Annotated in this window: 14 protein-coding genes; 7 read left to right on the top strand and 7 right to left on the bottom strand. The window is 64.1% G+C overall.

All coding sequences use genetic code 11. The features are described from left to right. Nucleotides 1-409: 409 nt before the first annotated feature. On the bottom strand, nt 410-655 hold the full coding sequence (locus tag ACQ4L4_RS11430) for an Arc family DNA-binding protein (RefSeq protein ID WP_431104355.1): 246 nt from the start codon (nt 653-655) through the stop codon (nt 410-412). A 97-nt stretch (nt 656-752) separates the two neighbouring features. On the opposite strand from ACQ4L4_RS11430, the gene ACQ4L4_RS11425 reads away from it, so the two are divergent. The 3 genes from ACQ4L4_RS11425 to ACQ4L4_RS11415 are packed head-to-tail and all read left to right on the top strand — an operon-like array spanning nt 753 to nt 1,507. Continuing rightward, nucleotides 753-908: a hypothetical protein gene (locus ACQ4L4_RS11425; protein WP_431104354.1), complete on the top strand. Its 156-nt coding sequence runs from the start codon at nt 753-755 to the stop codon at nt 906-908. A gap of 44 nt (nt 909-952) precedes the next feature. Beyond that, nucleotides 953-1,225, top strand: coding sequence for a hypothetical protein (locus tag ACQ4L4_RS11420; RefSeq protein WP_431104353.1), 273 nt, complete (start codon nt 953-955; stop codon nt 1,223-1,225). Nucleotides 1,226-1,264: 39 nt separating this feature from the next. Beyond that, nucleotides 1,265-1,507: a hypothetical protein gene (locus ACQ4L4_RS11415; RefSeq protein WP_431104352.1), complete on the top strand. Its 243-nt coding sequence runs from the start codon at nt 1,265-1,267 to the stop codon at nt 1,505-1,507. Between the two features lie 357 nt (nt 1,508-1,864). Here ACQ4L4_RS11415 and ACQ4L4_RS11410 read toward each other — a convergent pair whose 3' ends face one another. After that, nucleotides 1,865-2,092 carry a hypothetical protein gene (locus ACQ4L4_RS11410; protein ID WP_431104351.1) on the bottom strand — a complete coding sequence of 76 codons (228 nt, stop codon included), beginning with the start codon at nt 2,090-2,092 and terminating at the stop codon, nt 1,865-1,867. Nucleotides 2,093-2,626: 534 nt separating this feature from the next. Here ACQ4L4_RS11410 and ACQ4L4_RS11405 point away from each other — a divergent pair. From ACQ4L4_RS11405 to ACQ4L4_RS11395, 3 genes are all read left to right on the top strand, one after another. After that, nucleotides 2,627-3,613 (top strand): hypothetical protein, encoded by a 987-nt coding sequence (locus tag ACQ4L4_RS11405; protein ID WP_431104350.1) that lies wholly within the window; start codon nt 2,627-2,629, stop codon nt 3,611-3,613. Beyond that, the gene (locus ACQ4L4_RS11400; RefSeq protein ID WP_431104349.1) at nt 3,614-4,042 is read left to right on the top strand and encodes a hypothetical protein; all 429 of its coding nucleotides are present in this window, start codon (nt 3,614-3,616) and stop codon (nt 4,040-4,042) included. 375 nt (nt 4,043-4,417) lie between these two features. Beyond that, complete coding sequence (locus ACQ4L4_RS11395; protein WP_431104348.1) at nt 4,418-4,777, top strand: hypothetical protein; 360 nt, start codon at nt 4,418-4,420, stop codon at nt 4,775-4,777. A 722-nt stretch (nt 4,778-5,499) separates the two neighbouring features. Here the strand turns inward: ACQ4L4_RS11395 and ACQ4L4_RS11390 are convergent. Beyond that, the gene (locus ACQ4L4_RS11390; protein WP_431104347.1) at nt 5,500-5,940 is read right to left on the bottom strand and encodes a hypothetical protein; all 441 of its coding nucleotides are present in this window, start codon (nt 5,938-5,940) and stop codon (nt 5,500-5,502) included. 543 nt (nt 5,941-6,483) lie between these two features. Here ACQ4L4_RS11390 and ACQ4L4_RS11385 point away from each other — a divergent pair. Further along, entirely contained in the window at nt 6,484-7,290 is an 807-nt protein-coding gene (locus ACQ4L4_RS11385; RefSeq protein ID WP_431104346.1) for a hypothetical protein, read from the top strand. A 631-nt stretch (nt 7,291-7,921) separates the two neighbouring features. On the opposite strand, the gene ACQ4L4_RS11380 is transcribed toward ACQ4L4_RS11385, so the two are convergent. The 4 genes from ACQ4L4_RS11380 to ACQ4L4_RS11365 form a co-directional block, all read right to left on the bottom strand. Then, nucleotides 7,922-8,686: a FadR/GntR family transcriptional regulator gene (locus ACQ4L4_RS11380; protein ID WP_431104345.1), complete on the bottom strand. Its 765-nt coding sequence runs from the start codon at nt 8,684-8,686 to the stop codon at nt 7,922-7,924. 140 nt (nt 8,687-8,826) lie between these two features. Beyond that, nucleotides 8,827-9,900 (bottom strand): ABC transporter ATP-binding protein, encoded by a 1,074-nt coding sequence (locus tag ACQ4L4_RS11375; protein WP_431104344.1) that lies wholly within the window; start codon nt 9,898-9,900, stop codon nt 8,827-8,829. A 38-nt stretch (nt 9,901-9,938) separates the two neighbouring features. Continuing rightward, nucleotides 9,939-10,796, bottom strand: a complete 858-nt coding sequence (locus tag ACQ4L4_RS11370) for a carbohydrate ABC transporter permease (protein ID WP_431104343.1) — start codon at nt 10,794-10,796, stop codon at nt 9,939-9,941. Continuing rightward, entirely contained in the window at nt 10,793-11,653 is an 861-nt protein-coding gene (locus ACQ4L4_RS11365; protein ID WP_431104920.1) for a carbohydrate ABC transporter permease, read from the bottom strand. Before ACQ4L4_RS11365 ends, ACQ4L4_RS11370 begins: the two co-directional genes overlap by 4 nt. Nucleotides 11,654-11,711: the final 58 nt, after the last annotated feature.

Raw genomic sequence — 11,711 nt, 5'->3', positions numbered from 1 at the left:
ACGGAAGGGCCTGTTTCCACTGTCGGGAGACATGCCCATGACCGGGAAAAGAAAAGCCCCGCAAGCGGGGCTCTCTGACGCCCGGGGAAGGCTTTGGAATCGCCATTCCGGACCGCTGCCGCTTTGCTTCAAGCGGCAGACTCAAGCCGGCTTCCGCCGGAGACGCCGCGATCCTAGCTGAGGAAGATCGGATGAAGCTCCGGTTGAGCTGCGGCAGACCGCTCTCAGAGCGTTTTGACCTGCATAGGGCCGAGTCAGCGAAGCGATGAGAAGCAACCTACTGCGATTCTCGGTCGAAGTGAGAGGCCGAGCGCTAGTGCGCCTGGACTTCGATCGACGGAGGTCCGAGCCGGTGCGCAGCTTCGGCTCACTTGGAGGGCGCTGATCGGGAGGACGGCTCAGCCGCGATTCAGCTGGCCTTGTTTGCGAGCTGGCGCGCGAGGGCGTCGGCGTCAGCCAAGGTCTTGAGCAGGCGCGCAGCGACCGACGCTTTGCTTCCGCCAACGCCGTCGAGCTCCAGTGACTTCTTCAGCCTCGCCTGGATCTCCGCATTCAGTGAACGCTGCTTCTCTTCCGCCGCGGCCTGCAGCTGCGTGCGCAAGTCTTCGTCAAGGCGAAGGGGATAGGACGGGGCTTGGTGTCGATCAGTGGCCATGCCTCATTGTGGACATCAAACAGAATCTTTACAAAGAATCTATTTGACATCCACATGGTGTGGAATCTATATTTCATCCACACACACGGAGAACGTCATGGCCCAAATCATCAACATCGCAGTCGCCCGCCAAGCCAAGGAAGCTAAGCGCGCTCCGCAGCCGCGGCGCAAGGCGAAGGCCGTTGGTCGTCTGAGCCTGGCTGCCTCCATCAAGCGCGACGCTGTGCGTCAGCGCGCCAAGGCTGCGCTCTGAGGCCCGCCACCGCACCCACGACCACCAACGTCAGGAGAATGAAGATGGACAAGCGCAAGAGCGCACCGACGCGCCGCACCATCGACGTGATAGACCAAATCATTGCGGAGATGGCACCCGCGCGTGACACCGTGAAGATTGATGCTGAGGCCGTCGAAAAGCTCGTTGTTGCTCTTCAAGAGTTCGTCGCAACCATCCAGCCGAAGATCCGCCAAGCACCTTTGAAGATGCACGCGGCTCGGCTAGAAAAGGGACGCAAGGGGACATCGGACTGGCTGAGACGGGTTATGGAGGACATGCCCGGTCGCCGTCACTAGCCATGCCCTCGCAAGCCATCGACGCCGTACCATAGCGGCGTGACGCTGAAGCTGGTACCACCCACACCCGAGCCCGAGCCGACGCCTGCCGAGAAAGTGAGGCGCCGGGTCGCTGCAGCCGCGCCGCGGCACATGCTGACCTGCAATCGATGCGGGTCGGGAGAGTTCATCGAGACCCGAGTGGGGGTCAACGTCACGCCGGCCGGCAAGCACGTCGGCGGCACGAAGGCGCTGATCTGCCTTCACTGCATGGTCCTGAGACACGAGCGCGTCGAGGTCTGAAGGGGGCGGGCGACGGCCCCGCAGAACTCGCTGTCCCAGAGAGGACGTCTGCGCAACTTTGCGCAGACGTCCTCCACAGGCGCAACCGCAGTGGCGGATCGCCGGTCAACGCCGACACGCCTTACCCTTCCGCGGGAGTGCCGAGGCTCGCTTGATCGCATCGCCTGGGAACTGCACCCGTCTGCTGAAAGTTCAGCCGACGGGTGTCTTCACTCGCGAGCTTGGTCGCGCCGAAGGATCCAGAATTTCCAAGCTTCGAAGTCGGCTCGCTACCGAAATGGCCCGCCGCCATGGGCCAGCCTGACGAGGGTCTTTCCAGAATCGGAAAAAACCTTCTCCCCGATATTGGGGAGAAGGTCAGATCGACCCTCCCATCATGCGCGCCACCATGGTTTCGTGCCGTGATTTCTCTGCCGACGTCAGGGCGGACTGCAGTGCTTCCGTTGCGCCCCTCGCCTCCGGTTGAGTTGCGGCCAGCGCCTTGAGCGCCTTCGTGACCTCATCCGTCTTGCTCGCTTCCACCGCGATGCACGCGATGGCCGCCGACAGAACGTTGATGTGGGTTTCGAGTTCCAGATCTGTCATGTGGGTAGTTCCTCCTCCACTGCCGCGCCTCCGGCGATCCCCTGGGCATGACGGGTCATCACGGAATGCTACGAAGACAGTCAAAAGAAGTGTTCCGGGGCCCAGCAGCGCCACCTCGGCCGGTTTGCTTCCCCAGGTTCGGGGATCGATGATCTCGAAGCCGGGCCTTTGCGGAAATCACCGCATGCCCACACACTCGCCAGAGTGCCCAACCAAACCGGGAGGATCCCGGTTTGCTTGAGGCCAAGCGCGTCGTTCTTCAAATACGGGAGATTCCCGTATTTGGAGCTGGGCGCGGTCCCGTTGCCGCCAGGGAAAGTGGGGAAATCTCAGTTTGCTCAGTTAGAGCGAGGCTGCGCTCCTGCGTGAGGATTTGGAAATCGCACAGAGGATGGTCTCCAAACCGTCTGCCCAAGGATGGGCGCGCGCAATCTCCGCACTTTTGCGGCTATCTCTCAGCCGACGCAGAAGTGCGTCGGCTACAGCGGCATGGCCGCATAAGCGCGGTAAGCCAAGGATTCGGCACTGATCCAGATGGCAAGAGAGATCAAGGTGCGCGCGGAGCGCCGCTGCGGCGAGTTGCTGTCGCACTCCGAGCTTCGCAACGGTGGGCACGCGATGAAAGCTCGGTCCAACGATGCGACCGAGGTGCCGCCAACGCTGGCTGAAATGGGCCTTAGCAAGAGAGAGTCCAGCCGCTACCAGCAGCTCGCCGCAATGCCTGCTGAGCCCATTGGGCAGCCTCATCAGTTTGTAGGAGGCACTCGGCCTTCCACCTGTGCTATGAACCCGCAGGCATGGAGGAGGGCACGGATGCAGGACGTGATCGACAAGGCGCTATTACTTGCAGACAGGGTGAATGAGGCGTTGCGCTTTGCGGAAGCTGTCGACAACTCACAGATGCGAGCGGTACGCGCTCGAGCGGCGGTACGGCTTCTGGAAGAGCTGCAGGAACTCGCGGGCCGGCACCCGTTTCTGAAGCTCGAGCGCCTCGACAGCGTGGAGGCGAAGCTCGCCGAATTGCTTGTGGCTGGTGGTCCCAATCCGCCTAATGCTCACTCCGGAGACCCGTTGGGGTCTGCCAGAGCAAATGCTGACCTCATCAAGGGTCTGGAGTTCAGAGCCACGCTGCAACTGAGGACGCCGCTCTCGGTGCTTAGGAAACACGGCAAAGTGCACAAGAACCTTGCCAAGGAGCCTCCGGCGTACGCCAAAGAGCCATGGCATGGACACTGGTCCCTCGTGCTGAAGACTTGGAAGGAGCTTGGCGGCGCAGACATCCTCGACTGGACACCTTCGACGGTCGCGACGGATCTGGGACCGATGGAGGACCACGGGCAGCAATACTATGAGTTTCTGATGGCGGTCCGTACGCTCGCGGCAGACCGATCTATCCCCAAAGACGATCGAGGCGCCGCCATCGCCTCCGAAGCAGCGCAGTCCAAGTGGTCGCGCTTTACCGAGGCGCATGGAGGTCCCGAAGCAGTCGCTCTCAAGGTGATGTCACCCTTGAAGGGCTAGGTGATCTCGCTTGCTAGATTCGCCGCGGTGGAAGACCGTCTGCGCAATTTTGCGCAGACGGTGCGCCAACCGTCTGCTCACCTTCGAGCAGGCGCAATCACCGCAATATTGCGGGCATTGCTACGCCGGCGCGGAAGTGTGTCGGGTGAGATTTCAGTGGATGGCTCGCCGTGGATGAAACCTGGCGAACAGGCCTCGGAGATCCGAGTGCGCGCCCAGCGCAAGGCCGGCAAGATGTTTACCAAGGCCGCTGGGGAGGGCGAGCGCGCTACTCGGTCCGAGCATGGGCGCGGGAAGCAAGTCGCATGCGGCGACCAGCATCCGCCCACGCTGGCAGAGATCGGCATCACGAAAAGCGAATCCAGCCGCCTTCAGCAACTCGCGGCGATGCCCGCCGAGCACTTCGAGACCGCCGTCATCAATCTTTAGGAGGCGACCGTGCCACAGCCATGTTATGAACCGGTCACATAACAAGTGGAGGGTCAGGCATGGAGGTCGTGGTCGTATGGGCGCTTCTTGCACTCGCCTTGGGCTGGTTGGCAACGGAGCGTGGACGAAGCGGCGTGGGCTTCTGTCTCCTGCCGATCGTGCTGTCACCGCTGATCGGGTTCGTCGCAGTCCTGGTCCTTCCAAATCTCGCGAGGCGCGAGGAGGAAGAGCGCGAGAAGCTAGAGGCTGAACGCAAGAGCAAGCAGGAGAACGAACGGCAGCATGACGCATCTCCGCAGGCCCGAACCCGACCGGAAATGGGGGGCGGTGATCCGAGCGCACCATCAAGTTCTTGTCAGAAAACGGAGCAAGCGCATGAGTACCGAAATTCACTTTGGGCCCTTTGTCCATAAGCTCAACAAGGGTGGGCTGCACAGCATCGTGCAAAGCGCGAGCTTTCGGGGGACTGCGGCTGGGAACAACATGGCTAACGACGATCCTGCCGTGCGGGCCTACGTCGGCTCCTTCGAACACCAGCAGCGCAACAAGAACTGGAGTAGTGCGTCGATTACCGTGATCGAGTTCTTGACGTTCACGCCTCCGCGCCCAGGGTGCCCTCCTGGCTATGCTGAATGGCGGGGAGAACAACTGGTCGACGGCCATCTTGCCGTGCGCATCCTGCGCGTACTCAACGGTAGAGGCGAGCCCGTGTACTTTGCGGAGAGGGGCGGCTGAGCAGTCATGTAGGACATTGAAGACCGCTTTAGCGGCGGATTCAACTACGCCGAGGTTACACGCCATGGTTACACCCCGCGGTTGCACCCTGTGACCCGGCCAGGCCAGGGACTGCGGATCCCTGCAAAGCATGCCAAGTTCCGAAACCGAAAGTTCGCACCGGACCTGGCCGGTAGGCCGCATGAATCCTAGCTATCAGCTTCGAAGCTGACCGCCGTAAGTGCGCAGTTTCGGAACTTTCCTGACTGACGACGGCCGGCACATCACGTGCCGGTTGGCCCTTCGCCGAAGACGAAATCGGTACGCGGTACGCAGTCCGGTACGCACCCGATCGGCGCCCCCGTCGCAACCCGTCTCTCGGGCAACCCCGGGCAGACCTGTGCCCCGGACGATGCCACGATCAAACCTTCAACGGCGTGGGGAGGGGGATGGGATGCGTGAAATCAGGGCCGGCGACCAACCCAGGCGAGCGCTGCCGCCCTTGCTCGTGACCCGTGAGGAAGCTGCGGCGGCCCTGACCTTGAGCATCCCAACGTTTCTGAAGGCAGTTCGGGAGGGGCGCATGCCGCAGCCGCGTCTGATCTCTGCAAACCGCGTCGGATGGCTGTGGTCTGAACTTGAGACCTTTGCTGCGGCCTTGCCTGTATCGAGGCTTCCGGCGCCTCCAAACACAGGGAACCGAAGGCGTAAGTCATAGGGCGCGCGCACTGTCGGCGCTCACCTCAGGTCGTATCTGCGGCGGGGCGTCTGCGCAAGGGGATGACTTCTGCGCTTTGGGGCTGCGCGAGGTCGAGCGCGATTCCTGGCCTTTCCTCTTGTCGAGCCCACGGCTTCTCTACTTCGAACATCTCGCTACGTAGAAGAGGGCGCCATTTCCCGTCGCTTCGTTCTCGGACTGCAGCCAAAGCGAGATCTTGCGCCGCTTCGGCGATGACGCATTGCGGTTGCCCATGCGAGCCGCGCACATGCCGAACCAAACCTAGTGGTAGCCTAAATCCGTGAGTGGCAAACGGAGATGCGTCACAGATCGGGCAGCGGGCTCGACGATCCATGGTCGCGCTCGGCCGAGCGGCTGTGGTCGCCGCCTTGCTGAGCCACTCCATCCAGTCATCGAAGTCCTCGATCGTGTAGACGGAGAGCCATGCGTCGATCTTGTCGGCCATTCGCTCCCCGCATAGCGAGAGCATCTGGAACTGCGTGCGCTGAAGCCTTCGCTGAAGGTCAGCGACTTTTTCCTCCAGTGCCGAGGTGCTTGAAGTTCTTGCCATCCGCGTAGCGTAGCTGTTTACGGCCGCGGCGCTGGTCCCTTGAGGCTTGTGAGCGCAGAGGACGCAATGGCGGGCTGCGGCGCACGGGACAGACCCGTGCAGTCGCAGCGGGACGCCGCCGAGCGCCGCGCGCTCCAGATGGTCGAGCACATCACCGGCGCAGACGCGACGCCCGCCTGGGTCAGCGCTCTGCGCCTTGTCCTGGCTGCGGCCATTGATGCCGGTACCCGACAGCCCGGATAGGTGCTCTGCGCGCAGAGCGTCGGGGAATCGATCGGGGAACGGCGGAGGCTCAGCCGGCCGACGGTCCAGGAATCATGCGGCCGGCCTGCCGATGTGCGGCATCCATCAGAACGTTGCGATGGGGTGTGAAGGGGTCTGCCGGCCCAAGGCCTTCAGCGCCTTCTAGAATTTGCTCGCCCGGAGGAGGGGTACTCGATGGCGAGCTTTCTGCGAGATGTGGCAATCAAGAATGTGGTGATGACCGAGGATGCGATTCAGGAGCTGAACCAGGTGTTCACCGAACGGATCCAGTCGCACAACCGGTCGCTTCGCCAAGAGGACTCTGATCGAGAGCTCCTGCACTGGTACATCGTGCGCTTCGATGGGCGTGGGTACCGAAGCCTCAGCGCGCAGGAGGCGTGGGGCGACTACAAGCGCGCCCAGAACGTCGAGCGTGTCGTAATGCAGGCTGTTTGCAAGCGGCACAACGCGACGAACAATCTGGTCGGCGAGCATCTGGACATCCGGCTCGATGCCGGCGCCAACACCACCTCGCACATCATTGTTGGGGGCGAGGACCGGGACTGGGTTGAAAGCACGTTTGGCGCCCTGGAAACGGTCTTGCGGAGACATCGTGACGCGGCCACGGCCGTGATCCGCATGCCATGGACGGGCCTGCTGCTCCAGTTCCTGGGCGTCATCGTTGGTCTGCTTCTCGCTCTCTGGCTGTCGGTGCTGACAGCGCCACTGCTGAAGGGGATGGAGTACCCCCGCGCTGTAGCGTTCGGGCTTTGGTTCCTGGCGTACAGCAACCTGTGGACCTTCCTGCAGCGGCAGGCAATGGACGGCATCGAGGCACTTTTTCCCAACGTGCGCTTCAGCAGAGGGGGTGACCACTGGGTGCAGTCCTTCATGCGAGAAGGCGTGAAAACCGTGGGCGTCGCCGTCCTGCTGTACCTCTTCGGCAAGCTGTCGGTGTGGGTTTCGACGTTGGTCATTCCGCTGGTCACGGCGCCTGCCTGAGCGCCGGCGCCACCATCATGAACGGCCCCAGCGCTCCAGGCTGCATGATCGACGCCGCCGGGTCGGCCGAGCTGCTCGGTGTCTCGCGCCGCATGGTCTACGCCTCTTCAGCAGCGGCCGTTTACGTGGCTACCGCTACAGCGCCCGGGCCATTCGTTCGACTTGGCAGACGTCGCGGCCTTCCGGGACGCCAGCCGCTCCGCGTCGCAGAAGTTGCCGATGATCCGTCCGCCGACCTCGTCCATCCCGGATTGGGACGTCGGCGCCAGGCTGCCGGAACTGTTCGCATCACGCGGCGTGAAATCGCGCCGCCGACCGCCGGGTGCGAAATGAGGACGCCGCGCCACAGTCGTGTGAGGGGCGTGCATGCAGCGCCTGCCGGGCGATCGACCGCACAACCGACCGCACAACAAAACGGCTGTGACTTAGCAAGACTTAACATCCATGCGGGTTTGCGGGCAGTGTTCGCGTGACGCCGGCCCACCATCTTCCTGAAAGGGCCCGGACGTTTCGTCCGGGCCCTTTTCATTTTGGGCGGCGAGGGCGGCAGCAGTGGCATGCCGTCGCGCCGCCGAGCGGGCTCGGCACGAGCCTGCCGCGCAGCGAGGGCTTCGCGTCGCCGCGTTTGCGCCTACCGCGCCGCCGTCTTGCCCGACCGCGCCTTCAACCGCGGCGCCGGCAGGCCCAGCTGCGGCAGCTTGCGGCGCGAGTTCAGCACTGCGTCGATGTCCTCGTTCGCCCCGTCGATCAACTGGACGATCGCGCGCTCGGCCTTCAGCGGCGCACGCGCGATCACCGCGTCGAGCACCGCGCGGTGCAGCGGCAGCGACGATGCCGGCCCGTCCGGGCGCAAGTTCGAGATCTCGAAGCTGGTGCGCAGCAATGCGTCCAGCGCCTTGCTCATCTGCGCGACCATGCGGTTGTGGCAGGCGCGCAGCAGGCCATGATGAAAGCGCAGGTCGTGGGTGACGTAGTCGCCGCCTTCCTCCACCGACCGCACCATGCCGGCGTAGGCCGACTCGATCTCGGCAATGTCTTCCTCCGTGGCGCGCGCCGCGGCCAGGCGCACCGCGACCGGCTCGACAAGGCGGCGCAGTTCCTGCAGATCACGCAGGAAGTCGCGCGACAGTCCGGCGCGGGACTGCCACCTCACGACGTCGGGGTCGAACCAGTTCCACAGGTCCTCGTTGAGCACCCGCGTGCCGACCTTCGGGCCGGTCACCAGCAGGCCCTTGGCAATCAGCGACTTGACCGCCTCGCGGATCACCGTGCGGCTCACGCCGAGCTCTTCGCACAGCAGCGGTTCGGGCGGCAGCGAGCTGCCGACGGGATAGCGGCCCGTGACGATCGCTTCGCCGAGCAGATCGACGGTGCCGCCGTGTACGTTCTTGATCATCGCGAATGTGTGTTCAGAGCGTGGTGATCACGCTGCCGTCGCGATCGGCAAGCTTTTGGTCTGCTCTTCACGACCCCCTTGTCTCCAGTGTAGACCACGGTACCGGGCAGGCCGGACGCGGTGCGGGTGCGCCGGCGAGGTCAGCCCAGGCGGTGGCCGCTGGCCGAGTCGAACACATGCGCCTTGCCCACGTCGATGGCGAGGTGGAGCGTGTCGTCGGGCCGTGCGGCGGTGCGGCCGTGGATCACGGCGATGATCTGCGCGTCGCCGACCTGCAGCAGCAGCTCCGTCTCGGCGCCGGTGGCCTCGACGACGATGACCTTCGCCGCAATGCCCGAGCCCTCCGGCGCCAGATGGATGTCGCCCGGGCGGATGCCGTAGTGCACGGCCTGCCCGTCGCTGCCGTCGAACTGCGGCGGCACCGGCCACCGCGTGCCGGCCGCCAGGACCTCGGTGGCGCCGCCGCTGCCGCGCAGCGTGCCGGGGAGCACGTTCATCGCCGGCGAGCCGATGAATTGCGCGACGAACAGGTTGTCGGGCCGGTCGTACAGATCGAGCGGCGTGCCGATCTGCTCGATGATGCCGTCGTGCATCACGACGATGCGGTCCGCCATCGTCATCGCCTCGATCTGGTCGTGCGTGACGTAGACGGTGGTGGTCCTGAGCCGCTGGTGCAGTGCCTTGATCTCGGCGCGCATCGCGACGCGCAGCTTGGCGTCGAGGTTGGACAGCGGCTCGTCGAACAGGAAGACCTTCGGGTCGCGCACGATCGCGCGCCCCATCGCGACGCGCTGGCGCTGGCCGCCGGAGAGCTCGCGCGGGTGGCGGTCCAGCAGGGTGTCGAGGTTGAGGATCTTCGCGGCCCGGGCGACCCGCTCGTGGATGAGCGCCGCATCGGCCTTGCGCAGTTTCAGGCTGAACGCCATGTTCTCCCCGACCGTCATGTGCGGGTACAGCGCGTAGCTCTGGAACACCATCGCGATGTCGCGGTCCTTCGACTCCAGATCGTTGACGACCTTGCCGTCGATCGTGATCTCGCCGCCGGTGATGTCCTCCAGGCCCGCGAGCATGCGCAGCAGCGTCGACTTGCCGCAGCCCGACGGACCGACCAGCACGACGAACTCGCCCTCGGCGATGTCGAAGCTGACGCCGTGCAGCACCTTGACCCGGTTGCCGTAGGTCTTCTCGATCTTGTGAAACCCCACCGTGGCCATGGCTCGTCCCCTCGTTGATCTGTCTTGCCGGCGGCGCTTCAGCTCTTCACGGCGCCGGCCGTCAGGCCGCTCACCATGTAGCGCTTGAAGGCGTAGTAGATCGCCGCCGGCGGCAGCGCATAGATCAGGCCGGTGGCCATCAGCAGCTCCCACGGCGAATCGTCGGCGGCGAGAAAGTTGCCGAGCGTGACCGCCAGCGTCACGCTCCTGTCGTTGGACAGCAGCAGGAAGGCGTACAGATACTCGTTCCACGCCAGCAGCAGCGCGTACGTGCCGACCGCGACCAGCGAGGGCACCATCAGCGGCAGGTAGACCAGTCGGAACAACTGCAGCGGCGAGGCACCGTCCATGCGCGCGGCTTCGTCGAGCTCCGGAGGCAGCTTGTCCGACGCCTGCTTGAGCACCCAGATGCAGTAGGGCGAGGCGATCGTCACCATCGCGAGGATCAGCGCCCACTGGCTGTTCAGCAGCCCGTAGTTGCCCATGGTCTTGTACATCGGCACCGCGAGGAACGCGGCCGGGATGAAGTAGGTGAAGAGGGCGAGGTTCATCACCGTCCGCCCGCCGCGCACCTTGAGCCGGCTGATCGCGAACGCGGCCGAGGTGGCGACGAACAGCGTGATCGCCGCGACCGCCACGGCGATCAGCACCGAATTGCCCAGCTGCAGCCAGAAGTGGTCGAGGTAGAAGTGCTTCTGGCCGAAGACGTTCTCGAAGTTCTCCAGCGTCGGGTGGTCGGGCCACAGCTTGCCGGTCGTGGCCTGGTCCTTGGGCGAGATCGCGAACAGCACCAGGTGGTAGACCGGGATGAGGGTCCACAGCAGCACCGGGATGCCGATCAGCAGCAGCTTGGCTTCGGTGGTCACCGTCGTCCAGTTCAGCTTTCCGCCGCTCATTTCGACAACCTCTTCATCATGATGTAGACAAGCGGCAGCACGAGCGGCAGCGCGACGACGATGGACGCCATCGACAGATCGACCTGGTCGAGCCGCAGGTAGCGGATGCCCAGGGTCGCCAGGACATGCGTCAGGTCGGCCGGGCCGCCGCCGGTCAGCAGGTAGACGCTGTTGAAGTCGCCCAGCGTCCAGATCATCGACAGGATCAGCGAGGTCACGTAGAGCGTGCGCAGCGACGGCCAGGTGATGAAGCGGAACTTCTGCCAGCGGGTCGCGCCGTCGACCGACGCGGCCTCGTATTGCTCGGAAGGGATGGCCAGACGCCCGGCGATCAGGATCAGGGTCCAGAACGGCAGCGACTTCCAGACATGCATGAGCATCGAGAAACCGAGCGCCAGCGGCGGGTGGTTCAACCAGTTCGGGCCGTCCAGCCCGGTGAGATTGAAGATCAGCGTGTTGATCACGCCCCACTCGGGGTTGAGCATGAAGCGCACCGACAGGATCGTCGGGATCGACGGCAGCGCCCAGGGCAGGATGAAGATCAGCGACAGGATCCTGATCCACCAGCGCTCGGTCACGAAGAAGCCCGAGAGCATCATCGCCAGCACCATCTTGATGTTGATCGCGACGACCAGGAACACCAGCGTGTTGATCAGGCTGCGCAGGAAGATCGGATCGTCGAACAGCCTTTCGTAGCTGGACGGATGACGCGCCAGCCACATCCCGTAACCCAGCGGGTAGAGCACGAAGATCACGAAGACCAGGAGGTAGGGCAGCACGAGCATGCGCCCCCAGAACTGCCAGCGGTCGGGCGTCCGCCTCGGGCGCGTGCCCGCGCCGGCCGGATCGCTGCTCATCCGGGCGCTCATCGGGGTGCTCATCTTTGCACTCATCTTTGCACTCATCTTGGCGCTC

Source organism: Roseateles noduli, assembly GCF_050626985.1.
In the GTDB taxonomy this organism is placed as follows: Bacteria; Pseudomonadota; Gammaproteobacteria; order Burkholderiales; family Burkholderiaceae_C; genus Roseateles; species Roseateles noduli_A.
This window is presented reverse-complemented; position numbering and strand designations above follow the sequence as displayed.